Raw genomic sequence first — 24372 nt, 5'->3', positions numbered from 1 at the left:
GCGAATTTCCCAGGCCTTTCCTGCTCCTGCGGCCTAAACTAGAAGGTGAAATCACCCTCATCCCACCCCTTTTAGGAACAGGAGCATAATGTTCGATCTCACAGGACGAGTAGCCATTGTCACCGGCGGCGCCTCCGGCATTGGCCGCGGCATCGTCGCCTCGCTGCGGGAGGCCGGCGCCACCGTTGTCATCGCCGATATCGACCTCGACCACGCCACCGCTACCGCTAAGGAGTTGGGTGCCAGCGCCATTCGCGTGGACGTCACCGACCGCGCTTCGATTAAGGACCTGTATCGCCAGGTCACTGCCGAGCACAGCGGCTTCGACATTGTGTGCTCCAATGCCGGGGTCTTTCCCAACTGTCCGCTGGCAGAGATGACCGATGAAAAGTGGGAGGCGATGTTTGCCATCAACACCCACGGCACCTTCAAGGTGGTCCAAGAGGCACTCCCCTACCTCAAGCAACGCCGCTATGGGCGCATCGTCATCACCACATCTATCACCGGCTCACACACGGGCTTTCCGGGTTGGGCCCACTACGGCGCCTCCAAGGCCGCCCAGCAGGGGTTTATGCGTTCAGCCGCGCTGGAAGTGGCCCGCGATGGCATCACCATTAACGGCGTCCTCCCAGGCAATATCCTCACCGAGGGCCTCGAGACCCAAGGCCAGGAGTACCTCGATCAAATGACGCGGTCAGTACCGCTGCACCGCCTAGGCACCCCGCGCGATATTGGCACTGCGGCAGCCTTCCTAGCCTCGGAAGAGGCAGGCTACATCACCGGCCAAACCCTCGTCATAGATGGCGGCCAGCTCTTGCCCGAGACTCCCGAGGCCATACTGCCGCCGCGCGATTAGCCGCGCTTGCCGACGCCCCCCATGTGCACAAAGCACGAGGCCCCTCACTACACAGTGTGCGGCGAGGGGCCTCGTGGGATTTCATTCATTTGCTACTTACTGTAGCCAGTCGAAGTCGAGCAGAAAAAGTTCTGCATCGAGCATCTCAAGTTCATCCGGTGCATGACCGGTAACGGTTTCTAGTGCCTCTGCAACGTCTTTGGTCGTAGCAGGAGTCTTATCAGCGTCAAGCAGGGTTTCTGCCACCAAAGCACGAACTGGAGCTTCCGAAATGGTGTCCAGGCCGGTACCAGTGGTGGAGCTCTTGAACGCATCAGCGATGCCGTCCATCAAAGAACGCATCATGTTCATTTCTCACACCTCCATGTGGCTTTCTCTCTGTTTGATACAGAGGAATATACGCGACATACCCTCGTTAGGCAACCCTTTGGTCGCTTTAAGTTAACCTTTTGTTAACTTAAAGAAAGTGTGCCGCACGACACATTAGAGGTTTACCCCCAAGGAAGGACAATGACTTAGAGGTCACCAAACGGCGTGAAGCCAAAGTAGTGGTCCAGCGTATCGCGGGCAATCCACATGATGGCCACCAGGATAACTACGGCCAGCACCGCATAGACAGTCCAGCCAAGCACCTTCATCTGAGGGCTTGCAGGGGTATCGCCAACAACGACGCCGTTGTCGTCGCGAATGGGGTCACCGGTCATACACCGCATGCCCAAGGAGAAAAGTAGCGGAATGCCAGCGCCGAAGACCAACGCCAAGCCTGCAACGTGAATGAGGGACTGGAAGATTTCTGCAGCAGTCATGGTTTAGCGCTCCTCTTGAACAGTAGACGGCGCGGAGGCATCCTCCGCATTGGTAGCGGACACTGGTGCGGCGCCGGCAGCAACTGGCTCCTTGCGGTCAGAGCCCGCACCCATGGAAGAATCCACGGACTCGGAGTTTGGTTCCCAGTCGTTGTTGACGTTGGAAGCATCCACCGGGTTCATGCGGGAACGGATGACAATGAGCGCGGCCATTGCCAGCAGCAAGACGAAGTCCACGATGGCACCGGTTGCGACGTTGGTGAAGGAGGAGACGCCGTGTGCCAACCACCAGGTAGCAAAGCCCACGAACGCAGCGCACGGCAAGGTGATGAGCCATGCGGACACCATGCGCATGGCAACACCCCAGCGAACCTCAGCACCGCGGCGCCCCAGGCCGGTACCCAGAATGGAACCGGTGGACACGTGGGTGGTGGACAGTGCCATACCACCGGTAGCAGAGGTGAGGATGATGGCTGCAGAAGTAGCTTCAGCGGCCATGCCCTGTGGGGACTCAATCTCCACCAGACCCTTGCCCAGGGTGCGGATAACGCGCCAGCCGCCGGACAGAGTGCCGGCCGCGATAGCCACAGCACAAGAAACGATAACCCAGGTTGGAATGCGGGCGTCTGCAACCGCATGCCCAGAGGCAACCAGCGCCAGGAAGATAACGCCCATGGTCTTCTGTGCATCGCCAGCGCCGTGCGCCAGGGACACCAGGCACGCAGTGACGATCTGACCGTGGCGGAAGTGCTCGTTCTTAGCCTTATTCGGGATGGTGTTGGTTACCCAGTAGATAAGGAACGTGGCACACGCCGAAACCAGCGCCGCGATGATAGGCGAGGCAACGGCCGGGATAATGATCTTGCCGGCAATGGAGGACCACTCCACGCCAGCCGAGCCCATCGCAGCGAAGGCGGCACCAATAAGGCCACCGAACAAGGCGTGGGAGGAACTGGACGGCATACCCAGCAACCAGGTGAACAGGTTCCAGATGATGCCGCCGATAAGGCCAGTGAAGACGACCATCAACAGTGCCTGGCCGTCGGTATCAGCGGCGGCGCCAGACAGGTCGTAGGAATCAAGGTTAACAATGCCCTTTGCCACGGTCGCAGCAACATTGACCGAAAGGAAGGCACCCACAAGGTTAAGCGCTGCGGAGATGGCTACCGCGGTAAAAGGCTTCAAAGCACCGGTGGCAATGGACGTAGCCATCGCGTTGGCAGTGTCATGAAATCCGTTCGTAAAGTCAAAGGCAAGGGCGGTCACCACCACAATGCCGAGGATAATCAGAGTCGCTGTCACAGCGTTGGCCCCTTGGAAAGAAAAGATGAACACGGTACGCATCTGCGGCGCCTTCACACGTCGCGGACGAAATGCAGATTACTCCTGCACCTATCCGCAGACAATTGCTTTTCTTTAACATTTCCTTTGGTTAACCTTTTGTTAACCTGCTGGGGCTCAGAATCGAGCCCAAGAGGATTCCAAAGGGATAAAATTTCCCCAGCTAATGCCAATTAAATGCCCCCACCTCCCCTGCTTAACCCGAGTGATAAAAACCACTTAGGGAGTTATGCCAACATCACGCCGACATACCTCCCATTTAAGGGTGTTTTACAGCATCTAGCGGAAGGTAGAGAACTTCTTTACCACCCAGCGGCTTAGAACAAGCAGGATGGCACCCAACACGATGGATACAACACCAAGGGAGATGAAGAAGGTATTCTCCGCGCCTGCATCATCCGGGTTATAGAAGCTAGCCAAGGAGCCGGCCAGCGAGGTACCCATAGCCACCGCCATCATCCACACCGCCATCATGCGGGACGGGAATGCCACCGGCGCCACCTTGGTGGCAAGCGCATTGCCCACCGGCGAAAGAAGGAGCTCCGCCATGGTGAAAAGGAAGAGGATGAAAACGATGACAAACATCGGGGTGGAGTTCGCTTCCGCACCCGAGAAAGGAAGGAAGAAGAACAAGGAGATGCCGATGACGATATTGGCTACGCCGAACTTTACTGGGGTGGACCACTGCCTATCCCCTAGCTTCGTCCACATCGTTGCGAAGACAGCGGAGAAAATAACAATAAAGATCGGGTTAATGGACTGCACCAGTGATGGCGGGATTTCCCAGCCAAACATGTGGCGGTCCAGGCGCACATCCGAATAAATCGTCATCACCGTAAACTGCTGCTGGAAGATTCCGAAGAACAAAACACCGGAAATAAACATCGGAATAAACCCCAACAGGCGGTTCTTTTCCTCCCGGGTCACCAACTTCGAGGTATACATCTGTGCCCACAGATAGATTGCTGCAACCAGAGCAACCGCGGTGACAATATTGGACAGCCAATCAACCTGAATAGCGCCGGTAGCCAATGCCACCACCATAACCACGATGATGGCTGCAACTACCACCACACCCATGAGCAATTGCTTCCGGCTAGCCGGGTTTGGAACCTCGTGCCCCGCATCCTTAATGGTGGTCTTGCGCATGAGCGAATACTGGATCAGGCCGAGCGCCATGCCAATTGCTGCAATACCGAAACCCCAATGGAAACCCTGCCAGCCCCACAGCGCGGTGGTGAGCAGCGGACCAACAAGCGCGCCGATATTAACGCCCATATAGAAGATGGAGAAGCCACCATCGCGGCGCGGGTCATCGCGACTGTACATAGCACCAAGCACGACCTGCGCGGTGGTCTTAACACCGCCGGAGCCGATGGCAATAAGGACGAGGCCAATAGCCAAACCAGTTATTTCGGGAACAAATGCCAAAGCAATGTGGCCAAGCATCACCATGCTGGCCGAGTAAAACAGTGTGCGTTCTGCACCCAAGACACGGTCAGCAACAAGAGAAGCCAATAAGCAGGCCATGTAGACCAAGCCACCGTAGGCTCCCACAATAGACGTCGCGTCCGCTCGGTCGAGGCCGAGACCACCATCGGTAGTGGAGTAATACATGTAAAGCAAGACAAGAGCTTGCATGCCATAGAAGCTAAATCGCTCCCACATTTCCACGCCAAAGAGGTTGGCCAAGCCCCATGGGTGGCCAAAGAATGTACGTTCGCCGCTCTGCGGCGTGGGCGTAGCAGCCTGGGCCACCGCGTCAGATGTGTGTTTCTCCATAAAAATATCTGACCACTTGGAGGCCTAAATCACAAATCAGTCATTATAAGTTTAGTGTCGCACGATAGAAATAAACCTAACGACCTGCAGATATTGCGCAGAGAGACTTACCCCATTCGGGTGCAGCAAGAATTACCGGGCATTGCCCCTTCCCTGCCCTACAATGCTGAAAGCCCCTGCCTCACAACCGGAATTCGGTTGAGCGGCAGGGGCTACCTAGAATGAGTTATTCCAAATTAAGCGTTGAGCTTGCGGTAATCAAAGACCGTATCGATGATGCCATATTCAACGGCTTCCTGAGCGGTCAGAATCTTATCGCGATCCGTATCAATGCGGATCTGCTCAGCGGTACGACCGGTGTGCTCAGACAGGGTGGTTTCCATCAGCTTGCGCATGCGCTCAATCTCGGCGGCCTGAATCTCCAGATCAGAAACCTGACCCTGAGTACCCTGAGTTGCCGGCTGGTGAATGAGCACACGGGAGTTAGGTAGCGCGGCACGCTTACCCGGCGCACCCGCAGCCAAGAGCACAGCGGCGGCGGAAGCAGCCTGACCCAGGCACACGGTCTGCACATCGGGACGAACGTAGCGCATGGTGTCATAGATAGCCATCAACGCGGTGAAGGAACCACCGGGCGAGTTGATGTACATGGTGATATCGCGGTCTGGGTCCTGGCTCTCCAGAACCAGCAGCTGGGCCATAATGTCATTTGCGGAAGTGTCATCCACCTGGGTGCCCAAGAAGATAATGCGCTCTTCAAAAAGCTTGGAATATGGATTGGTTTCCTTAGTGCCCTGTGCGGACTGCTCAATGAAGGACGGCAGAACGTAGCGGGAACTTGGCATCTGGGACTGATTCATAGTGATTTTCTCCTTATTCCCTAGTTACTCAGCGGGCCGTTGACGGACTCAATGACGTGGTCAACAATGCCGTAGTCCTTGGCCTGCTGGGCGGTCATCCAACGGTCACGGTCGGAGTCCTTGGTGATCTGCTCAAAGGTCTGTCCGGTGTGCTCGGCAATGAGCTCGGCCATCTCGCGCTTGGTCTGAGCAAATTGCTCAGCCTGGATGGCGATATCCGCAGCGGTACCGCCAACACCGGCAGAAGGCTGGTGCATCATGATGCGTGCGTGCGGCAGCGCGAAGCGCTTGCCCTTGGTGCCGCCGGAAAGCAGGAACTGACCCATGGAGGCAGCCAGGCCCATGCCGTACGTGGCAATATCGCACGGCGAGTACTTCATGGTGTCATAAATAGCCATGCCCGCAGTGACAGAGCCACCCGGGGAGTTGATGTAGAGCGAAATGTCGCGAGTGGGGTCCTCGGCGGACAGCAGGAGGATCTGGGCGCACAGCTTGTTCGCAATCTCATCATCGACCTGGGTTCCCAGGAAGATAATGCGCTCGCGCAACAGGCGCTCGTACACGCTATCGCTCAGATTCATACCCGTAGACGACGAGTTCATTGAAATCTTCTCAGACATTAGTGGTTCTCCTTCAAGTGAAGAATGCTTTAACTGGCCCCACCTTACCGGCATTCCTCTCAAACTTGGCCTCTGTTCGCTATGAGCGTTGGGCCACAGCGCCAAAGGCGCACACGGAAGCTGGGTTAACATTTACTCATGTCTGTTTCCGAGCTGTCCACCAGTACCCAGAACTATTTGAAAGCTATCTGGGGGCTAAAGGAATGGTCATCCGAGCCCGTTACCGCCACGCTTATAGCGAAACAGCTGGGACTCAAGCTCTCCTCGGTTTCCGATGCAGTGCGCAAAATGGCGAAGCAAGGGCTCGTGTCACACACGCCCTATGGCTCTGTGGAGTTAACCGAACTTGGCAGGCAGTACGCATTGGTCATGGTGCGCCGTCACCGATTGCTTGAGTCTTTTTTGGTTCAAGCATTGGGCTACACCTGGGACGAAGTCCATAATGAAGCCGAAAATCTCGAACACGCGGTGTCTGACATGCTCATAGAACGTGTGGATAAGTTCCTTGATTACCCCACTAGGGATCCGCACGGCGATCCTATCCCTACGGTTGATGGACAGATCACCATCCCCAGTGCGCATCGCCTCACCGACAGCGGTGCACAATCGCAGGTGACCGTGGAACGCATTTCTGATTCCGACCCACAACTGCTGAAGTTCCTTGAAGAGCGCGGCATTGTCACTGGGGCTGTTCTTAGCACGCGCGAGGGAGCGCCCTTTTCAGATTCTCTCGAAATACAGGTGGCCGGCGGCACTCAGTGGGTAGTACTTGGACGCCCAGCTACCGACGCAGTGTTTGTAGCACACCACAACCTTTAGACATTCCCCTTTGCATTAATCCTGCTCTCACCTGCCCTTTTCAAAACTACGTTAGACCGTAGTTGCAACTACGGCATTGCGTAGTTAGTCTTTTCGAATATCACCTACCCCACTTATGGCTAAGGCCAGGATGAGCAGGATTGCCATGTCAGACTCACCAGATTTGGTGTACTTTTCCAGCGTTTCAGAGAACACGAAAAGATTCGTCGAACGCTTAGATAGACCCGCGGTGCGCATTCCACTGCGCCCCAAGAAAACCGGGATGATCCAGGTTTCACACCCGTACGTACTCATCGTTCCCACCTACGGCGGCGGCTCGCTCAAACGCGCAGTCCCCAAACAGGTCATCGACTTCCTCAATGACCCAATCAACCGCTCCTTTATCCGGGGCGTTATTACCTCAGGGAATACCAACTTCGGAAGTGCTTACTGCGTCGCCGGACGCATCATTTCCGCCAAGTGCCACGTACCGGAGCTGTATCACTTCGAGCTTCTCGGCACCCAGAAGGACATCGCCGCCGTAAAGCAGGGCCTTCAGAAGTTTTGGGAGCAGCAAAAGCAGCTAACGATGACACCCCATTAATCCCCCACAAGATGAAGAACACATCCGCATCACACAGATTGGAAAACACAATGTGGCCTCTTGATGCCACCCCCACACAGACTATTGGCGCTACGCCCCGCACCGCTTCAGCAGACAATGCCGGCGGTGTCGGCAAGCGCAAGAGCTACCACGCACTCAACGCGCAGCTGAACTTGTTCGACGCTTCTGGAAAAATCCAGTTTGACAAGGACATTCAGGCAGCACAAGACTATGTCACGCACCATGTCGCTCCCCGCATGCATCAGTTCGATTCCACCAAGCAACGCTTGGAATGGTTGGTTGATAACGAGTACTACGAGCGGGATTTCCTTGAGCTTTATGATGACGCCTTTCTGTGCGCCATGTACGACAGAGCACATCGAGTTAAGCATCAGTTCCGCACCTTCCTCGGCGCATTTAAGTTCTTCACTTCATATGCACTGAAAACCTTTGATGGCTCCCGATTCCTAGAAGGCTACGAAGAACGCGTCGCCACCACAGCTTTATACCTTGCACAGGGCGACGAAGAGCTCGCAGAAAAGCTGGTGGATGACATCATGACCGGACGTTTCCAGCCCGCCACCCCTACTTTTCTCAACGCAGGCAAAGCCCAGCGCGGCGAAATGGTCTCCTGCTTCCTCCTGCGAATCGAAGACAATTTGGAGAGCATTGGCCGCTGCGTGAACTCTGCACTGCAACTATCAAAGCGCGGTGGTGGAGTGGCCCTGTTGCTGAGCAATCTGCGCGAATCCGGAGCCCCGATCAAAAAGATTGAGAACCAGGCTTCCGGCGTAGTCCCAGTCATGAAGATTCTCGAAGATAGCTTCAGCTATGCCAACCAATTGGGCTCCCGGCAGGGCGCTGGAGCCGTCTACCTGCATGCGCACCATCCAGATATTCTTCGCTTCCTGGATACCAAGCGGGAAAATGCCGATGAGAAAGTCCGCATCAAGACTCTTTCGCTGGGGGTTGTTATTCCAGATATAACCTTCCGTCTGGCCAAAGAGAACAAGGATATGCATCTTTTTAGCCCGTATGACATCGCTCGCGAGTACGGCGTAGCCATGTCTGACATGTCCATCACCGAGTACTACGACGAGCTGGTTGCCAATCCGCGAATCTCTCACACGACCATTAAGGCCCGCGAGTTTTTCACCACGCTGGCTGAGCTTCAGTTTGAATCCGGATACCCCTACATCCTCTTTGAGGATACGGTCAACCGCGCTAATCCCCTCAAAGGGCATATCAATATGTCCAACCTGTGTAGCGAAATCCTCCAGGTCAACACGCCATCGACCTACGGAGCTTCGGGTGACTACACCACCGTTGGCCAGGATATTTCCTGCAATCTAGGTTCGCTCAACATTGCGAAGGCTTTTGAATCGCCGGACTTCGGGGAGACCGTCGAAACCGCAGTGCGTGCCCTCACGAAGGTTTCAGACCTGACGAATATCGAAGCTGTTCCCTCCATCGCTCACGGAAATGCTTCCATGCATGCCATTGGTCTGGGCCAAATGAATCTCCACGGCTTCCTTGCTTCACAGCGTATTCCTTATGGCTGCGCCGAGGCACTGGACTTTACAAATATCTATTTCCTCACGGTGACCTACCATGCGCTCCGCGCATCCCATGCACTCGCGGTTGAAAAAGGTCAACGATTCACAGGCTTCGAAGAATCCACCTATGCCACTGGCGCCTACTTTGACAAATACATCGACCAAGACTGGGCGCCAGCCACTGAACACGTAAAACAGCTCTTCCACGAAGCAGGCGTGCAGATCCCTCAACGCGAGGATTGGCTACGGCTCAAGAATCAAGTGATGCAAGACGGCATCTACAACGCCTACTTGCAGGCAGTTCCACCCACTGGATCAATTTCCTACATCAATGACTCCACCGCGTCCATCCACCCAATTGCCTCCAAAATTGAAATACGCAAGGAAGGCCGCTTGGGGCGCGTGTACTACCCCGCGCCGGAAATGACCAACGACAACCTGGAGTATTTCGATGACTCCTACGCCGTGGGATACGAAAAAATCATCGACACCTACGCCATGGCCACCCAACACGTGGACCAAGGGCTTTCCCTGACCTTGTTCTTTACCGCTGATACCACCACGCGGGACATCAACAAGGCACAAATCTATGCCTGGAAAGCCGGAATCAAGACCCTCTACTACATCCGTTTACGCCAATCCGCGCTCCAAGGAACCGAGGTCGAAGGCTGCGTCTCCTGTGCTTTGTAGGAGCACGGTCCTCCCCCTTGTCCACAACCATTCACTCAGAAAGAAAGAAGCTATGTCGTCAACATCGAATAGTGCTGAACTAACCAGCATTTCAGTTACTCCGCCGAGCTACCGGCATGATCCTTCAGCCCGCATCCGCGCCATCAATTGGAACCGGGTGAGCGATGACAAGGATCTTGAAGTGTGGAACCGTCTAACCGCCAACTTTTGGTTGCCAGAGAAGGTCCCGCTTTCTAATGATCTTCCGGCGTGGCAGAAGATGACACCCGAGGAACGCAACCTCACCATGCGGGTGTTCACGGGACTCACCACCCTGGATACTGTCCAGGCCACCGTGGGTGAAATCTGTCAGATTCAAGATGCCCGCACCGAACACGAGGAGGCCGTGTATACCAACATCGCCTTCATGCAGTCAGTCCATGCCCGTTCATACTCTTCAGTGTTTTCTACCCTGAGCAGTACAAAGGAAATTGATGAAGCATACCGCTGGGCGGTGAATAACGACCTTCTCCAGGCACGCGCCAAGAAAGTTCTCGCGCACTATTTTGGGCCGGATCCACTCAAACGCAAGGTGTCATCGACGTTGCTTTCCTCGCTGCTTCTCTACGCGGGTTTCTATCTTCCCTTGCACTTTTCTGTCCACGCCACCCTGACAAATACGGCAGACATGATCCGCCTCATTCTGCGTGACAAGGCAGTGCACGGCTACTACTCGGGTTACAAATATCAGCGCGGTCTGGAATCCACGACCCCGCTACGGCAGAAGGAGATGCATGATTTCACCATTTCTTTGCTCGAAGAGCTTTATGCACTAGAGCTGGACTATTCCGGCGAGCTATATGAGCCTTTGGGACTCATGGATGATGTAGCCGTGTTCGTTCGCTATAACGCCAATAAGGCACTCATGAATTTGGGCTACCCGGATTATTTCCCGCCCGAAGAAACGGAAGTGAACCCAGAAATCCTCGCGGCCCTAGCCCCCGGAGCAGATGAGAACCATGACTTCTTCTCCGGATCTGGTTCCTCCTATGTCATTGGTACTGCTGAAGAAACGAGCGATGATGACTGGGATTTCTAAACCTTTTCCGCGACCGGACCAAGGAAGCTGGCTTGAGACCATCGCGCTGTTTGAAGCCATCCGCGAAGGAAACCAACCCGCAGCCATGCGGCTGTTGAATACATCCGCCGCACGAGAGGCCGTCCTCGGGGGGCTTCTAGGACTCATCGAACTGTACTTCCGCCATGAAGAAGGAAACAAAGTAGATGGCTTCCTCACCGCCGCCCACGCTGCCGGCCCACCACCGGCCTTTGGCTGCAAGCCTTTTCTCCCTTGACCACGTCTCCCTACACCCAACTAAGAAAGAAGGTTTACCATGACCACCCCACGTATCAGCGTTATCGTCGGCAGCCTGCGCCGAGAGTCATTTGCACGCAAGATTGCACACGAGGTGCTCACGATGATCCCTGAAGGCTACGAGGCAAACATCGTGGAAATCCGTGACTTGCCGCTCTATGACTTCGACTACGATGACCCCGCCGTCACGGACAAGCCCACTCCGGCTGAGTACACCACCTTTCGCGAGACCATCAAGAACTCGAGCGGGATCCTCTTCATTACGCCAGAGAACAACCGCACTATCCCTGCCTGCCTCAAAAACGCAGTGGACATCGGCTCTAAACCCAACTCAGATGTGGCGTGGAAGAACCTTCCCGCAGGTATCATTAGCCACTCTGTAGGCCGCATGGGCGGCTACAGTTCACAGAAGAACCTTCGCCTCGCTCTGTCCTACTTCGACATGCCGCTCCCTGGTCAGCCCGAAGTATTTCTGGGCCAATCCCCCACCCTTTTCGAAGAGTCCGGACATCTCAATCAACGTACCGCAGACTTTGTCAAGGATTACGTTATGCGCTTCCTGCAGTTGACCGACGAGGCCTTTAGAGCCAAGAACGGCTAGCGGTATCCCCAGCCAACACACATCACATCACGCCCTCTTCGAAGTACTCAAAGACTCCTAGAGGGCGTCCACAATGACACAAACCCCGGATTCAGGCTCATCCTTGAGTTACCTGAATCCGGGGTTTCATGCGCGCTCGCCACCACACATGTGGCAGCAGCGCGTTACAAGTGGGAGATTACTTCTCCTCGGAAGCTTCTGCAGCGTCCTCTTCTTCGATTTCACCGAAGTACTGGTCAACGTCTACGTCATTGCCCTCTTCATCCTTGACGGTGGTGCGGCAGATAGCGGCAGCCAGTGCCTTGCCACGGCGCACGTCAGAGAAGAGGTTTGCGATCTGGCCGTTGGACTGCAGCTGCTGGATGAACTGGTTCGGGTCCATGCCGTAGGACTGAGCGGTGAACAGGATGTGGTCGGTCAGCTCCTGCTGGGAAACTTCCGGCTCTTCCTTCTCGGCTACGGCGTCAAGGAACAGCTGGGTGCGGACGGACTCTTCTGCTTGCTCGCGAGTCTGCTTATCAAACTCTTCGCGGGAGGTGCCCTGTGCCTCAAGGAGCTGAGCCAGTGCCTTCTCATCGTGAGCCAGCTGGCCCAGGATCTGGTGCAGCTGGGAGTGAGCCTGCTCGTCCACTACGGACTGCGGCAGTTCGAATTCAACCTCGGACAGTGCGGACTTCAGAACCTCATCGCGGATCTGTGCAGCCTGTTCAGCCTTCTTGGTCTCCTCCACCTGGGTCTTGGTGGATTCACGCAGCTCGTCCATGGTGTCGAACTCGGAAGCCATCTGAGCAAACTCATCGTCCATAGCCGGCAGCTTGCGCTCCTTGGACTGCTGGACATGGACCTTGATGGTGGCCTCTTCGTCCTTGTGCTCACCGGACTGGATGGTAGAGGTGAACTCGTTATCCTCACCGGTCTTCATGCCGCGCAGTGCAGTGTCCAGACCCTTGATGAGGTCATCATCGCCGATACGGTAAGACAGACCCTCGGTGGAAGCGTCTTCGATCTTCTCGCCGTCAATTTCAGCGGTAATGTCGATGATGGCGTAGTCGCCGGTCTTCATTTTGCGCTTGGTGTCCTTGAGCTCACCGAAGCGCTCTGCCAGCTCCTCCAGAGCCTTGTCGACGTCCTCTTCGTCAGCCTTTAGGGCTGGGACGGTAACGGAGATCTTGGAGAAGTCCGGAATCTCGAACTCAGGGCGGATATCAACCTCTGCGGTGAACTCCACGAAGTCCTTGTCCTCAATCTTGGAAATATCAACGTCCGGCTGGCCGATGACCTTCAGATCGTTTTCCTTGACTGCCTGCTCGTAACGGGAAGGCAGCATGTCATTGACAACCTGCTCCAGGATGGGGCCGCGGCCGAAGCGAGCGTCAATAAGCTGGCGCGGTGCCTTGCCCTTACGGAAACCTGGAATAGAAACCTGCTGCGCGATTGCCGCGTAAGCTTGATCGATTTCCTGGTCCAGCTCCGCAAACGGAACGTTGACGGTGAGCTTAACGCGGGTATCGCTCAGCTTGTCTACGGTGGTCTTCACGAGTGAATCTCCCTGGCTTCATTGTTTTACGTACATAAACTTAAAGGGGGTCCGGAAATCCTTATTAGGGCATTTCCAGACCCCCATACGTCGGGGCGACAGGATTTGAACCTGCGACCCCCTGCTCCCAAAGCAGGTGCGCTACCAAACTGCGCCACGCCCCGTATGTAGGCCACCAAGTTACCTTGGCTGCGTTGCATACCTGAGACAGTGTACCGTGTCCGTTTTAAATCTCCTAAACGGACCCCCACTTAATGGAATCAACGCAGCACAGAAGACGATTTTGACAGACTAGCGGCTAGAAATCGAAATCGAAATCAAACATTCCGTCAAAGAATCCACCGCCATCGCCATCGCCAAGGCCATCAAACAGGCCGCCACCGTCATCGCCGCCACCCATGTCACCGGTGTCGCCAGCATCGCCAGCGTCACCACCCATGTCTCCAGCATCGCCCATGCCATCACCGCCACCCCAGTCGCCGCTTTCGGCAGCGGCCGCGGAATAACCAATGCCAGACATACCGGAGAACAGGGCATTAAACATCATGGAGTAGCCAACCATCCACACGCCGGTCTGCAATGCATCGGCCCACCACGGACGCGAGTACCACCCTGCCGGAACTGGGCGCCCTGCGACGGTTCCGCCTGGGTAGTAGTTCGGGGTATCCGCGGAGGCGTACGGCGAAGCAGTAATCTGCTGACCATTCGCTTCCACGGTGCGCTTTTCTGTTACCTTGCCGGCGGCGCGCTGCCCCTCGAGCGGTGGCAGCTCTGGGCCCGGGTTCATACCCATAATCTCGCGCGCGGCATTCACATAGTGCATGCCTTCCAAGGCAGACTCACGCGCTAGGTTTGCCTGCTTTGCGGTGGTGGCGCGCGAAATTGCTGAGTTAGCCGCAGTAAAGCGCTCGGACGCATCGGCCATTGCCTGCTGGGAGGCAGAATCGGTGCCAGAAATCTGCATTACCTGTCCACCCAGGCGTTCAATCCACCGGCGAGCATCGGCTTGTGCATCGGCCAATTGCTGTGCTTCTCGTTCCTCGCGGCGCTTTTGAGAGTTGCGCGAGGACATAAACCACGCGCCTCCGCCCACTGCCAGCACAAGGAGCAAAATTTCCACTATGATCATCGCCTTCTATTGGTAGGGCTGTTCTGCTTATAACAACGGCTCAAGCGCTACCCTAGTTCCCTATTTTCATTTTTGCCGCCGCGTGCGCTAAAGTATGGCGCAGCGTTTCAATAGCGCGCTGTGGGAATGTCGTATAGTGGCTAATACCTCAGCCTTCCAAGCTGAAGACGCGGGTTCGATTCCCGTCATTCCCTCCACGTCTCGCCCATCTTTCAGGTGGGCGATTTTTCGTTTTACTTCCCCGGCCCTACTCATCTACGCTGGCCACACTTGGTTTAAGGTGGACGCATGCGGCAATGTGTACAGTGGCGCGCATGACTTCAACCAATAAGTATTCCGAATTTATCCGCAATCGCCACTCTCCCCGCGCATTCCTTCCGGAGCCCATGCCGGTGGAAGACATCAAGCAGGTCTTGGAGGACGCTCAATCCGCACCGTCCAACTCCAATACCCAGCCGTGGAACGTCCACGTGGTGGGCGGAGAAAAGCTCAAGGAGCTCAGCGCCGCGCTGATTAAGGAATTCGACACCAACGGCCTCAGCCCGGACTTCACCACCGATTATGGTGAGGGCATCCACCCCCAGCGTTCCCAAGAACTGGCCGCCAAAATGTACGGGCTGCTTGGCATTAAGCGCGAGGATAAAGAAGGCCGCGTGGAGTTCGTCCGCGAAAACCTGCGCTTCTTCGGCGCGCCGCATGCGGCACTTCTTTTTATCCCACCGGTGGGCGACCGCGTCCGTGCCGCCTTTGACCAGGGAACCTACGCCGAAAACTTCTTGCTTTCCTTGGAAGCACACGGCTATCACGGCATCCCACAGGGCATGATTTCCTTGATTGCGCCAACCGCACGCGAATTCCTCGGCGTGGACGAGGACTACAAGCTGGTCGCCGCCATCACCTTTGGTACGGCCGATGAATCTAGCCCAGTCTTTAATACGGCTCCGGGCCGCGCGCCGCTCTCAGAGACCGTGACCGTGCACGGCATTGAGGGCCTGGAGTTCGATTAGCACCGGCTCCCATCAGAAAGCTACTTTCAACGATTTCGTCCATCTAAACCACCGCGACCGTCGACGAAACAGGCGATTTATAGGGACGAAATCGTTGAATCGCCGCGGCGAGCGCCCGCTCACCAATATCACTAAGCGAAGTTGGCCGAAGGGGGCGTCGGCAAGCCTAGAATTGAGACCATGGATATCACTCTTGCGACCTTTGACCATGCGCCGGAGACCGCACTGCGCGGCGTTCGTTTTAAAAACACGTGGGTACCTTCGGAAACCTATGCGGATTCCCGCCGCGGTACCCTGACTGGGCAGTACCCACAGCGCCAAGCCACCACGCGCATCAGTGAGGTTTTTGCTGGGGTGGGCTACGAGGTGCGTGAAGACACGGACCCTGCCGGTGACGATGTCTTCCGCCTACTTGAACAGCCCAGCCTGGAGGAACTCGACCAGGTTGAAGGCGTCATTGCTGTCTGCTCCCTGCTAGGTGGAAATGCTCCGATGTCGGTGCTGTGGCCGGGGGTGGCGGAAAGCGGGGAAAATAACGAGCTAGTCTCCCCTATTGATTTGGCTCCCACCCTCGCCGCCATTGCCGGGCTGGATGTGCGGCCCAATGCGCGCCTGTCCTTCGATGGGTTGAACTTGGTTCCGGTACTGCGCCATGGTGCCTCGGGGCACGCCGCGTTGTTCTTTGACAATGGCGTGCGCATGATAGATGCCGCGCTTATCGACGGCACCGCTACCCCACCCCATGAGCGTGCCCGCCTACAGGACGAGTGGGAGACGTGGAATAAATTCATCACGCTCGGCCCGCTGCAGTAGGCAGGTAGTCTGGGGCGCATGAGCGTACCTAACATCACCCTTAATGATGGCAATACCATCCCGCAGCTTGGCTTCGGCGTATTCCAGATGGATCCGGATAAGACCGAAGAGCTGGTAGCCGAGGCCCTGCGCGTGGGCTATCGACATATCGATACCGCCGCTATCTATGGCAACGAGGAAGGCGTGGGCCGGGCAATTGCCAAGTCCGGCATCCCGCGCGAGGAACTTTTTGTCACCACCAAGCTGTGGAATGACCGCCAGACCGATGCCGCCGCAGCACTTGATGAGTCTTTGGACAAGCTCGACCTAGAGTATGTGGATCTTTACCTTATCCACTGGCCTACCCCGGCGAAGGGAACCTACGTCGAGGCGTGGAAGCAACTCATTGAGTTGCAGAAGCAGGGCAAGGCAAAGTCCATCGGCGTCTCCAACTTCGAGCTGGAACACTTGGAGCAGCTGGAGCTCAAGACCGACGTCAAGCCGGCGGTCAATCAGGTTGAGCTTCACCCTTATTTGCAGCGCTGGCGTGAGCTTGATGCCTTCCGCGCCCACACCGTCACTATCGAGGCGTGGGGCCCGCTGGGCCAGGGAAAGAGCGATATTTTGGATGCCCCCGAGGTGACCGACGCCGCTGCGGCGCACGATGTCAGCCCGGCGCAGGTCGTCATCCGCTGGCACCTGCAGAATGGCGTCATCCTCTTCCCTAAGTCCGCCACGCCATCGCGGATCGCGGAGAATTTCGACGTCTTCGGCTTTGAGCTCACCGAGGACGAGATGGCCGCCATCACCGCCTTGGATGAGGGCGAAGAGGGGCGCGGCGGTCCGCACCCGAATGACATGAATGATGCCTAAGCCTTAACGCCTCGGCCGAGCCGGCCGGTGCGTACGCAAAAGCGCCGCGGAACCAGCTTTGGTCCGCGGCGTTTATCCTGTGTGACTTAGGCCTCCGGCAGCTCCGGGGCGATACCGGTGCGCTCGTATTCCGCCAAGATGTCGATGCGACGCTGGTGACGCTCCGCGCGGGACCATTCTTGGTCTAGGAAGGCGTCGACGATTTCCAGTGCCTGCTCCTCGGTGTGCATGCGGCCACCGATGCCGATGAGCTGGGCATTGTTGTGCTCGCGGGCAAGGCGTGCGGTCTCTGCGGACCAGGCCAGTGCGCAGCGGGCACCCTTGACCTTATTGGCGGCAATCTGCTCGCCGTTGCCGGAGCCGCCAAGCACGATGCCCAGGGAACCTGGGTCATTGACGGTGCGTTGTGCCGCTTCGATACAAAAGGCCGGGTAATCATCCTCGGCATCGTAGGTATGGGCGCCGCAGTCAATGACTTCGTGGCCCTGCTTGGTGAGGTGTTCAACGATCAGGTTCTTGGTTTCGAAACCTGCGTGGTCTGCTCCTAGATATACGCGCATGGCCCATATCCTACCGGCCCGGCGCGCCTTGAGGAGGCTTAGCGCCCACCCTATTTCGCATTACTTTTTCCTGATAAGCTCGCGGCCAACCACTATCGCTATGAAGGAGGAAAGCCATGCCTATAACCAAACCAGTCCTCGCGCTCTACGGCGGGAGTCTTCTCGCCTGCATCATCCTGCTTGGCGTTCAGGTTTCCGGCGCCGGAGGCTTCCTCCTCCCGCTTATCGCGAGCATTCTTGCCACTTTGGCTCACCTAGGCCTGGGAGTGTTTTGGATTGCGCAGAGGGTGCGCGGGAATCCGCGCGCCAACGGGGGCGCAATTGCGGCCGGCATCATCGCGCTTCTTGCCGGCGCATCGTGGGCATCCTGGGGGCTTGTCGCGTGGGAGAACTTTCAGGCCGGCGTGGAACTTCCCTCTATCAATATCGCAGGTCTGCCGGCCTTCATCTTGACCCCGCTGACCATCGCACTGTGCGTCGGCGCTGCGATTCAGCTGCACCGACGTGAAAAGAGCGCTTAGTTCTCCTCCACCTGCGGCATTTCGGTGCGGGAGCGCTTGAGCTCGAAGAAGTAGGGGTACTGGGCAAGGCGCAGGGAGGCGTCGAAAAGCTCGCCTGCTTCTTCCCCAGTAGGAATGCGGGTAATAACTGGGCCGAAAAACGCGGTATCACCCAGCTTGATAACCGGGGTGCCCACCTCATCGCCTACGGAAGAAATGCCGTTGTGATGGTACTCGCGCAGCTTCTCGTCATAGTCCTCGCTATTGGCTACCTCGGCGAACTCGGCCGGCAGGTCCACCTCTGCAAGCGCCTGAGCGATGATGTCATCATAGGCGCCAAAACCGGTGCGCCCGCCATTGCCCTTGGCGTGAACCAGGGTGCCCATTGCGGTGTATAGCTCGTCTACCTTCTCAGGGCGCTCGGCCTTGACCTTGGCAAAGACGCGCGCTGGGCCCCAATTAGCCTTCATCATGTCCATGTAGGTGGGGTCTAGATCACGGCCATCGTTCAGCACGGACAGGGACATCGGCTCGAACTCGACCTCAATATCGCGAACCTTTTCTACCTCTTTGATCCACCGCGAGGTGGCCCAAGCGAAGGGGCAAGAAACGTCGAACCAGAACTTTACTGCGTCAGCCATGAATACTCCTTTGATTGAAAAAGTTTGCCCCACCAGCCTAGGTGCGCGACTACTGTGGATGCAGAACTATTTTCGGCTTAGAAGGAGAATTTAGGTCATGACCTCAATAAACCTAACTCGCGAGGAAGCGGATCAGCGCTCCCGAATGATCGAGGTGCACCACTATGATGTCACTTTAGACCTCAAGTATTCGGATACCCACTTCCTGTCCACCACGAAGGTGAGCTTTACCTCACGAGAGATCGGCTCCACCTTCATAGATCTGCGCGCCGAGGAAGTGCACGAGGTGCGCCTCAACGGAAACCCGCTGCCCACGAATTCTTATAACCCCACCTACGGCATTCCGCTCTCCGGCCTCCAAGTGGCCGACTACACGCTAGAAGTCACCGCGAAGATCCCGTATTCCCGCACCGGCGAGGGCCTGCACCGTTTTGTCGACCCCGCCGATGAGAAGGTCTACCTTTATACCCAGTTTGAAACCGCCGATGCCAAGCGAGTCTTTGCCTGCTTTGATCAGCCCGATATGAAGGCAACCTATGCGCTGCATTTCAAGGCGCCCGAAGAGTGGACCATCATCAGCAATGGCCCGATGCGCTGGGAAGGCGATGTAGCCAGCACGGCTATTGACTATCCACTATCTACCTACCTGGTGGCCCTGTGCGCCGGCCCATACCACGAGGTCACCGATACCTGGCGCGGCGAGCTGACCGCGCACCCAGAAGGCAAGCCGGCCCAGCAGCTCGAGGTGCCACTTGGCATTTACTGCCGCTCTTCGCTCGCCCACGCGCTGGATGCCGAGCGCCTATTTACTGAGACTAAGCAGGGCTTTGATTTCTACCACCGCAATTTTGGTTTCCCCTACCCCTTTGGCAAATACGACCAGATTTTCGTGCCAGAGTTCAATGCCGGCGCGATGGAAAATGCCGGGTGCGTCACCATCCGCGATGAGTACGTCTTTGCTTCCCAGGCCACGCACTATAAGTATGAGCGCCGCGCAGACACCATCCTCCACGAACTAGCGCATATGTGGTTCGGTGACTTGGTCACCATGCAGTGGTGGGACGATCTGTGGCTCAACGAGTCCTTCGCCACCTGGTCCGCCGCCATCTCCCAGGCGGAGGAAACCGAATACGATACCGCGTGGGTGACCTTTGCCAATGTGGAAAAATCCTGGGCCTATCAGCAGGATCAGCTGCCGACCACCCACCCGATTTCCACCGATGCCAGCGATATCGAAACAGTGGAGCAAAACTTCGATGGCATCACCTATGCCAAGGGCGCTTCGGTGCTCAAGCAGCTGCAGGCTTATGTCGGCCGCGACAACTTCCTGGCCGGCGTGCGCCGCCACTTTGCCGCCCATGCGTGGGGTAATGCCACCTTTGATGATCTGTTGCGCCACCTAGAAGAGGCCTCCGGCCGCGACCTTTCCTTCTGGGCGCAGCAGTGGCTCAAGACCTCGGGCATCAATACGCTCAGCGTGGCGCTCAACGCGGATGAATCCGGCACGATTACCCATGCTTACCTCACCCAGAGCGGCGATACTTTGCGCACCCACCGCGTAGCGGTGGGCCTTTACAACTTGCAGGAAGGCCAGGTGGTGCGCACCGATCGCATCGAGATGGATATTGATGGCGCCTCCACCGAGATTCCTGAGCTCATTGGCCGCCCATTAGCCGATATCGATTTCTTGCTGCCCAATGACGATGACCTGACTTATTGCCTCATCGAGCTGGACGCGGGTTCCCTGCAGTTCCTGCTGGATAATATTGATAAGTTTGCCGATCCCATGGCCCGCACCCTGTGCTGGTCCACCGCGTGGGAAATGACCCGCGCCGGCACTATGCGCGCCCGCGATTTCATCCAGCTGGTAGCCCGCGGCATGCAGGCCGAAACCGAGCTTGCAGTCCTCGAGCGCATTGTCCTGCAGGCCTCTAGCGCGCTGAAGAACTACGCCGATCCACAGTGGGTCGCCCAAAGCACCCTGCTTGCCGACGCCCTCCTCGACGGCGCCCACAGCCCTGATGCCCAGCGCTCCATCATCTGCACCCAAGCGCTGGCGAAGATTCGCCTGCATGATAGCGCGCGCGAGTACCTGCGGGGCGTGCTCGAGTCCTCCGAGGATGCGGGGCTGCGCTGGTCCGCACTGGCGGCACTCGCCGCCGATGGCGCAATAGAGGACGTCACTGCTGCCTCGGATGCGCAACTCGAGCGCGATAATTCCGCCACCGGCTACTACTCTTCCCTGCGTGCCCGCGCAGCCGTGGCAACCACCGAGAACAAGCGCGCGGTATGGGAAGAAATCGTGGCGGGAAATCTCACCAACCGCGAGCTCACTTCCAAGCTGGAAGGCCTGCTCTACCCGCATAGCGATGAATTCCTGCCCACCGCAGAGTTCTTCGACATCGCGGAAAAGGTGTGGTCTTCCCAGTCTTCAGAGGTGGCGCTTACCACCGTGACGGGTCTCTTCCCTTCCTGGGATATCACGCAGAAAGGCCTGGACCGCGCCGATGCCTTCTTGAAGAAGGAGCTGCCGGGTGGTCTGCGCCGTACGACTACCGAGCAGCGTGACCGCGTAGCCCGGGCGCTGCGCAACCGGCAAGTAGACGCTAGCTAGGCCGGCTTCCCAGCGCCGCTTCCCCTCTCAGGTAGGGGTCGCGGTGCGGGATCCTCGCCCAAGACCACTTCTACGTTGGCGATATCAGAGCGCAGCGACTCTTCAATATAGGCAAAGACCGCGCCCGACTTATTCTTCAGCAGCCGCACAAACCGCAGCAGCGGGTGCGACCGGCTGACGTGCAGGAGTTTCTGTTCTTCGGTGCGAGCGGTAGCGGCACTCATGCTCTCGCGCTTAAAGACGGGCTTGAGGTTATAGCCAGCCAGGATTTCCATAATGGGCTCGCGCAGATCGTGCTGATTGAGATCGGGAGCCATATCTACCGGGATGGTGTAGCGAGAAAGGATGACGGGCTTGCCATCGACTGTATAGAGGCGCTTGATATCCCACGCAAAGGTGGAATCGCTCACGCCTAGAACCGCTGCCACGTGCTTGGGCACGTGGGCTTTATTGACGGAGACCACGCGCACGGCGGTCTCGTGCCCGCGCTCGCGCAGCTGGGTGACAATATTGTCCTTATTGGTCAGGCTCAGTGTAGGGGGAACCGTGCGCACATAGGTGCCGCCACTGCGCCCGCGGCGGCGGTCAATGAGGCCTTCTACTTCCAAAATGTCTAAAGCATGGCGCACGGTCATGCGCGCAACATGGAATTCCCGGACCAATTCGCGTTCGGTAGGAAAACGCTGACCGGGTTCTAATTCATTGCGTTCGATCTTGTCGCGTAGGGCATCCGAGATACGGAGATAGGCGGGCCGCTTTCGGCTTTGGGAAGTCACAGCCCCCGAGTGTAATGGACACCCCTAGAAACCAACCCCATTAATGCGTGATGTCCATTACCACTACTTGCGTTCCTACTTGCGCAGATGTAGTTCGATTCGCGGCCTGACCTGGATTTCCGTCAGCTGGGTGGTGGGGCCTGCCTCTACCACGGTACGAATGGCACGAGCCACCTCAGCCGGGGCAATAACCTGGGAGGGATCATAATCCTGCAACCCCTTAAGCATAGGGGTATCGGTAGGCCCCGGAGCCACGGTGGATACGCGGATCCCCGGCTCAGAGATGCGCAGTCCATCGGCGAGTGCATACAACGCGTGCTTGGTCGCCGCGTAGATGACGTTATCGCCGTAGCTGTGGCGTCCAGCGCCAGAGTTAATAAAGACCACGGTGCCTTCCGCTTTGCGCAGCTGCGGCAGCAAGGCACGGGTCAGCTCAGCGGGGGCGTGCACGTTGAGGTCCATGTGCGCGCGCCAATTTTCCGGCATGGCCTCCTCCACGGAGTACTTGGTAGCTCGCGCGGCAGCGTGGACGAGCACGTCCACGCGGTCTAGCTCCGGCAGCTTCATGCCTTCATCGAGGCCGGCGACGAGGTCGATGGCCACCGGAGTAATGGAGTCCGCTTCGGGCAGATCTGCCGCGCTCCGTCCCAGTGCATACACATGGTAATCACCGGCCAGGTCAGCGATGATTTCGCGGCCCATGCCGCCGGTAGCGCCGGTGACGACGGCGACCTTCTGCGGGGTTTCGCTTTCCGAGTGTGCTGGTGCGGTGGCGTTCTTTGTATCAGTCATGCCGCCCCATCATAGGGATCCTTTGCTTTCAGCGCCGCACCGGACCAGTCGCCGGCGGTAGCCGATTAACGGAAGCGCTTAGGCACGTCCGGCTGGCCCAAGGTGAGCATCAAGCGATTAGCCCAGTTGAAGAAGGAGGAAGCGTAGATGAGGTCCAAGATGGATTGTTCATCGAATCCGGCTGCACGCAGGTCCGCGCATAGTGCCGCATCAAAGGCGAAGGGGGTTTCCGTCAGCGCCACGGCGGCGCGACGGATAAGGTCCCATTCCTTTGAGCCAAGGTCGGCGTCGATGCCCTCGTCCAAGAGGCGGTCTACAATTTCACGGTCGCCGCCTTCCTGGACGCACCGCGCCTGGTGCACGGAGGCACAGTACTCGCAGCCGTTGTAGCGCGATGCCACAGTAGCGGCGAGCTCGCGGTCCGCACGGGAGAGCCCGCCTTCGGTGTTATAGAAAATGTCCAGGTCAGTCAGCGTGCGCGCCTTCAAGGCCGCAGGGTCGCGGGCGAGCAAGCGGAAGTACTCGGAATCGATACGCTCTGGCTTGATGAGGGCATCGGTATGCACCGCGGTGAAATCCTCCTTCGCCAGCGCCTCTACCCAGGGCTTCCAGCCCAGGGAGTGATTGACAAAGTGATCCGGCAGCACGGTATTGGGCTGCAATGTAGTCGCGGTTACCTCCCAACCCGGATCGGCCACGCCGGCGGCGCGCTCGGCTGCGGGGTGGGATGCGGGATCCTCACCAGAAAGCACGCGCAGGCCGTGGACCACGCGCAGCTGGAAGGCCAAAAATGCCACCAGCTGGGACAGGCTGACGATATCCGTAGCAGACCATCCTGCGGCATCGAGGTGTCCGATCGCCTGCGGGGAGGCATCCTTGGGATGGAAGGCCAGAAGGTGCGCCCAATCGAAGGCTGCAGCTAGGCGCGTGCCCAGCGCGGCTTCCGCGGCGGTATCGCCGAAGATAAGGAAATCCCCCTGGTGGTACGGGCCGGTAGACACACCGCGCTGGCTCGCGGCGCGCACGGCGGCAACAAGATCCTCGTCGGCCTCATCGTCCAGCAGGTCGAAGTAGAAATCCGTCGCCTCGCTCGCCCGGTAGGTTGCAGCGGTAAAAGCCGCTACGGCATAGCGCTCCGTATAGGAGAACTCGCCTGGTTCTGCAGGCTCGAGCAAAGCGCTAAAGCTCAGTTGCGCATTGTCCTGTGCATCGTGGCGCGCACGGCGCAGCTGTTGCACCTCGGCGCTGGCATGGGAAAGTTCATTAATAATGTCGGTCATATT

25 protein-coding genes and 2 tRNA genes are annotated in these 24372 nt (G+C 57.4%); 13 read left to right on the top strand and 14 right to left on the bottom strand.

All coding sequences use genetic code 11. The features are described 5' to 3' along the window. Positions 1–88 precede the first annotated feature (88 nt). Positions 89–856, top strand: a complete 768-nt coding sequence (fabG, locus tag QP971_RS03710) for a 3-oxoacyl-ACP reductase FabG (protein ID WP_284810894.1) — start codon at positions 89–91, stop codon at positions 854–856. 96 nt (positions 857–952) lie between these two features. Here the strand turns inward: fabG and QP971_RS03705 are convergent, their stop codons facing one another. From QP971_RS03705 to QP971_RS03680, 6 genes are all read right to left on the bottom strand, one after another. Next, positions 953–1201: a hypothetical protein gene (locus tag QP971_RS03705; protein ID WP_239661049.1), complete on the bottom strand. Its 249-nt coding sequence runs from the start codon at positions 1199–1201 to the stop codon at positions 953–955. Positions 1202–1371: 170 nt separating this feature from the next. After that, entirely contained in the window at positions 1372–1662 is a 291-nt protein-coding gene (locus QP971_RS03700) for a hypothetical protein (RefSeq protein WP_049377224.1), read from the bottom strand. A gap of 3 nt (positions 1663–1665) precedes the next feature. Beyond that, the gene (locus QP971_RS03695) at positions 1666–2964 is read right to left on the bottom strand and encodes an inorganic phosphate transporter (protein WP_049377284.1); all 1299 of its coding nucleotides are present in this window, start codon (positions 2962–2964) and stop codon (positions 1666–1668) included. Between the two features lie 318 nt (positions 2965–3282). Continuing rightward, positions 3283–4785: a peptide MFS transporter gene (locus QP971_RS03690; RefSeq protein ID WP_049377225.1), complete on the bottom strand. Its 1503-nt coding sequence runs from the start codon at positions 4783–4785 to the stop codon at positions 3283–3285. Between the two features lie 236 nt (positions 4786–5021). Further along, the gene (locus tag QP971_RS03685; RefSeq protein ID WP_005324052.1) at positions 5022–5645 is read right to left on the bottom strand and encodes an ATP-dependent Clp protease proteolytic subunit; all 624 of its coding nucleotides are present in this window, start codon (positions 5643–5645) and stop codon (positions 5022–5024) included. A gap of 20 nt (positions 5646–5665) precedes the next feature. Continuing rightward, the gene (locus QP971_RS03680; protein ID WP_049377226.1) at positions 5666–6265 is read right to left on the bottom strand and encodes an ATP-dependent Clp protease proteolytic subunit; all 600 of its coding nucleotides are present in this window, start codon (positions 6263–6265) and stop codon (positions 5666–5668) included. 138 nt (positions 6266–6403) lie between these two features. On the opposite strand from QP971_RS03680, the gene QP971_RS03675 reads away from it, so the two are divergent. The 6 genes from QP971_RS03675 to QP971_RS03650 all read left to right on the top strand — a co-directional run bounded on the left by QP971_RS03675 (position 6404) and on the right by QP971_RS03650 (position 11868). Next, entirely contained in the window at positions 6404–7084 is a 681-nt protein-coding gene (locus QP971_RS03675; protein ID WP_005324050.1) for a metal-dependent transcriptional regulator, read from the top strand. A gap of 115 nt (positions 7085–7199) precedes the next feature. Beyond that, positions 7200–7667, top strand: coding sequence for a class Ib ribonucleoside-diphosphate reductase assembly flavoprotein NrdI (gene nrdI, locus QP971_RS03670; protein ID WP_005324049.1), 468 nt, complete (start codon positions 7200–7202; stop codon positions 7665–7667). 50 nt (positions 7668–7717) lie between these two features. Continuing rightward, positions 7718–9913 carry a class 1b ribonucleoside-diphosphate reductase subunit alpha gene (gene nrdE, locus QP971_RS03665; RefSeq protein WP_005324048.1) on the top strand — a complete coding sequence of 732 codons (2196 nt, stop codon included), beginning with the start codon at positions 7718–7720 and terminating at the stop codon, positions 9911–9913. Between the two features lie 52 nt (positions 9914–9965). Next, positions 9966–10991, top strand: a complete 1026-nt coding sequence (gene nrdF, locus QP971_RS03660) for a class 1b ribonucleoside-diphosphate reductase subunit beta (protein WP_023020918.1) — start codon at positions 9966–9968, stop codon at positions 10989–10991. Continuing rightward, positions 10972–11247 carry a hypothetical protein gene (locus QP971_RS03655; protein ID WP_152691224.1) on the top strand — a complete coding sequence of 92 codons (276 nt, stop codon included), beginning with the start codon at positions 10972–10974 and terminating at the stop codon, positions 11245–11247. The genes nrdF and QP971_RS03655 overlap by 20 nt, the downstream gene beginning before the upstream one ends. A gap of 39 nt (positions 11248–11286) precedes the next feature. Then, positions 11287–11868 carry an NADPH-dependent FMN reductase gene (locus QP971_RS03650; RefSeq protein WP_005324045.1) on the top strand — a complete coding sequence of 194 codons (582 nt, stop codon included), beginning with the start codon at positions 11287–11289 and terminating at the stop codon, positions 11866–11868. A gap of 178 nt (positions 11869–12046) precedes the next feature. Here the strand turns inward: QP971_RS03650 and tig are convergent, their stop codons facing one another. The 3 genes from tig to QP971_RS03635 form a co-directional block, all read right to left on the bottom strand. Then, positions 12047–13405, bottom strand: coding sequence for a trigger factor (gene tig, locus QP971_RS03645; RefSeq protein ID WP_005324044.1), 1359 nt, complete (start codon positions 13403–13405; stop codon positions 12047–12049). A 90-nt stretch (positions 13406–13495) separates the two neighbouring features. Then, positions 13496–13569: transfer RNA gene (locus QP971_RS03640), tRNA-Pro, on the bottom strand. A 134-nt stretch (positions 13570–13703) separates the two neighbouring features. Then, the gene (locus QP971_RS03635) at positions 13704–14534 is read right to left on the bottom strand and encodes a DUF1542 domain-containing protein (RefSeq protein ID WP_269953613.1); all 831 of its coding nucleotides are present in this window, start codon (positions 14532–14534) and stop codon (positions 13704–13706) included. 122 nt (positions 14535–14656) lie between these two features. On the opposite strand from QP971_RS03635, the gene QP971_RS03630 reads away from it, so the two are divergent. The 4 genes from QP971_RS03630 to QP971_RS03615 all read left to right on the top strand — a co-directional run bounded on the left by QP971_RS03630 (position 14657) and on the right by QP971_RS03615 (position 17206). Beyond that, positions 14657–14731 (top strand) — tRNA-Gly (locus QP971_RS03630). 117 nt (positions 14732–14848) lie between these two features. Next, positions 14849–15541, top strand: coding sequence for a nitroreductase (locus tag QP971_RS03625; RefSeq protein WP_284810893.1), 693 nt, complete (start codon positions 14849–14851; stop codon positions 15539–15541). Positions 15542–15721: 180 nt separating this feature from the next. Continuing rightward, positions 15722–16354 carry a hypothetical protein gene (locus QP971_RS03620; RefSeq protein WP_284788852.1) on the top strand — a complete coding sequence of 211 codons (633 nt, stop codon included), beginning with the start codon at positions 15722–15724 and terminating at the stop codon, positions 16352–16354. An 18-nt stretch (positions 16355–16372) separates the two neighbouring features. Further along, positions 16373–17206, top strand: a complete 834-nt coding sequence (locus tag QP971_RS03615) for an aldo/keto reductase (RefSeq protein WP_284788851.1) — start codon at positions 16373–16375, stop codon at positions 17204–17206. An 86-nt stretch (positions 17207–17292) separates the two neighbouring features. On the opposite strand, the gene QP971_RS03610 is transcribed toward QP971_RS03615, so the two are convergent. Continuing rightward, complete coding sequence (locus tag QP971_RS03610) at positions 17293–17766, bottom strand: ribose-5-phosphate isomerase (protein WP_284788850.1); 474 nt, start codon at positions 17764–17766, stop codon at positions 17293–17295. Positions 17767–17882: 116 nt separating this feature from the next. Here QP971_RS03610 and QP971_RS03605 point away from each other — a divergent pair, with 116 nt between their 5' ends. Then, positions 17883–18287 (top strand): MFS transporter, encoded by a 405-nt coding sequence (locus tag QP971_RS03605; RefSeq protein ID WP_239273974.1) that lies wholly within the window; start codon positions 17883–17885, stop codon positions 18285–18287. Here QP971_RS03605 and QP971_RS03600 read toward each other — a convergent pair. Then, entirely contained in the window at positions 18284–18907 is a 624-nt protein-coding gene (locus tag QP971_RS03600; protein WP_284810892.1) for a mycothiol-dependent nitroreductase Rv2466c family protein, read from the bottom strand. The two genes, QP971_RS03605 and QP971_RS03600, sit on opposite strands and share 4 nt — an antisense overlap. A gap of 97 nt (positions 18908–19004) precedes the next feature. Between QP971_RS03600 and pepN the strand changes: the two genes are divergently transcribed. Beyond that, positions 19005–21521 carry an aminopeptidase N gene (pepN, locus tag QP971_RS03595; protein ID WP_284810891.1) on the top strand — a complete coding sequence of 839 codons (2517 nt, stop codon included), beginning with the start codon at positions 19005–19007 and terminating at the stop codon, positions 21519–21521. Here the strand turns inward: pepN and QP971_RS03590 are convergent. The 3 genes from QP971_RS03590 to QP971_RS03580 form a co-directional block, all read right to left on the bottom strand. Further along, a complete protein-coding gene (locus QP971_RS03590) occupies positions 21518–22297 on the bottom strand; it encodes a GntR family transcriptional regulator (protein ID WP_284810890.1) in 780 nt (259 codons plus the stop codon). The genes pepN and QP971_RS03590 overlap by 4 nt on opposite strands. A gap of 75 nt (positions 22298–22372) precedes the next feature. Next, positions 22373–23089, bottom strand: a complete 717-nt coding sequence (locus tag QP971_RS03585; RefSeq protein ID WP_284810889.1) for an SDR family oxidoreductase — start codon at positions 23087–23089, stop codon at positions 22373–22375. Positions 23090–23154: 65 nt separating this feature from the next. Next, positions 23155–24369: an alkylhydroperoxidase domain protein gene (locus QP971_RS03580; RefSeq protein WP_239273980.1), complete on the bottom strand. Its 1215-nt coding sequence runs from the start codon at positions 24367–24369 to the stop codon at positions 23155–23157. Positions 24370–24372: the final 3 nt, after the last annotated feature.

Source organism: Corynebacterium marquesiae (assembly GCF_030229635.1).
In the GTDB taxonomy this organism is placed as follows: domain Bacteria; phylum Actinomycetota; class Actinomycetes; order Mycobacteriales; family Mycobacteriaceae; genus Corynebacterium; species Corynebacterium marquesiae.
This window is presented reverse-complemented; position numbering and strand designations above follow the sequence as displayed.

Bases quoted from the DNA above. Each gene is read 5' to 3' on its own strand.
- nrdE (WP_005324048.1), top strand. From the start codon at position 7,718: ATGTGGCCTCTTGATGCCACCCCCACACAGACTATTGGCGCTACGCCC.
- QP971_RS03685 (WP_005324052.1), bottom strand. From the start codon at position 5,645: ATGAATCAGTCCCAGATGCCAAGTTCCCGCTACGTTCTGCCGTCCTTC.
- QP971_RS03655 (WP_152691224.1), top strand. From the start codon at position 10,972: ATGATGACTGGGATTTCTAAACCTTTTCCGCGACCGGACCAAGGAAGC.
- nrdI (WP_005324049.1), top strand. From the start codon at position 7,200: ATGGCTAAGGCCAGGATGAGCAGGATTGCCATGTCAGACTCACCAGAT.
- QP971_RS03620 (WP_284788852.1), top strand. From the start codon at position 15,722: ATGGATATCACTCTTGCGACCTTTGACCATGCGCCGGAGACCGCACTG.
- QP971_RS03615 (WP_284788851.1), top strand. From the start codon at position 16,373: ATGAGCGTACCTAACATCACCCTTAATGATGGCAATACCATCCCGCAG.
- QP971_RS03625 (WP_284810893.1), top strand. From the start codon at position 14,849: ATGACTTCAACCAATAAGTATTCCGAATTTATCCGCAATCGCCACTCT.
- QP971_RS03585 (WP_284810889.1), bottom strand. From the start codon at position 23,089: ATGACTGATACAAAGAACGCCACCGCACCAGCACACTCGGAAAGCGAA.
- QP971_RS03600 (WP_284810892.1), bottom strand. From the start codon at position 18,907: ATGGCTGACGCAGTAAAGTTCTGGTTCGACGTTTCTTGCCCCTTCGCT.
- QP971_RS03680 (WP_049377226.1), bottom strand. From the start codon at position 6,265: ATGTCTGAGAAGATTTCAATGAACTCGTCGTCTACGGGTATGAATCTG.
- QP971_RS03635 (WP_269953613.1), bottom strand. From the start codon at position 14,534: ATGATCATAGTGGAAATTTTGCTCCTTGTGCTGGCAGTGGGCGGAGGC.
- QP971_RS03580 (WP_239273980.1), bottom strand. From the start codon at position 24,369: ATGACCGACATTATTAATGAACTTTCCCATGCCAGCGCCGAGGTGCAA.
- pepN (WP_284810891.1), top strand. From the start codon at position 19,005: ATGACCTCAATAAACCTAACTCGCGAGGAAGCGGATCAGCGCTCCCGA.
- QP971_RS03705 (WP_239661049.1), bottom strand. From the start codon at position 1,201: ATGATGCGTTCTTTGATGGACGGCATCGCTGATGCGTTCAAGAGCTCC.
- QP971_RS03700 (WP_049377224.1), bottom strand. From the start codon at position 1,662: ATGACTGCTGCAGAAATCTTCCAGTCCCTCATTCACGTTGCAGGCTTG.
- QP971_RS03690 (WP_049377225.1), bottom strand. From the start codon at position 4,785: ATGGAGAAACACACATCTGACGCGGTGGCCCAGGCTGCTACGCCCACG.
- QP971_RS03610 (WP_284788850.1), bottom strand. From the start codon at position 17,766: ATGCGCGTATATCTAGGAGCAGACCACGCAGGTTTCGAAACCAAGAAC.
- nrdF (WP_023020918.1), top strand. From the start codon at position 9,966: ATGTCGTCAACATCGAATAGTGCTGAACTAACCAGCATTTCAGTTACT.
- fabG (WP_284810894.1), top strand. From the start codon at position 89: ATGTTCGATCTCACAGGACGAGTAGCCATTGTCACCGGCGGCGCCTCC.
- QP971_RS03605 (WP_239273974.1), top strand. From the start codon at position 17,883: ATGCCTATAACCAAACCAGTCCTCGCGCTCTACGGCGGGAGTCTTCTC.
- QP971_RS03650 (WP_005324045.1), top strand. From the start codon at position 11,287: ATGACCACCCCACGTATCAGCGTTATCGTCGGCAGCCTGCGCCGAGAG.
- QP971_RS03675 (WP_005324050.1), top strand. From the start codon at position 6,404: ATGTCTGTTTCCGAGCTGTCCACCAGTACCCAGAACTATTTGAAAGCT.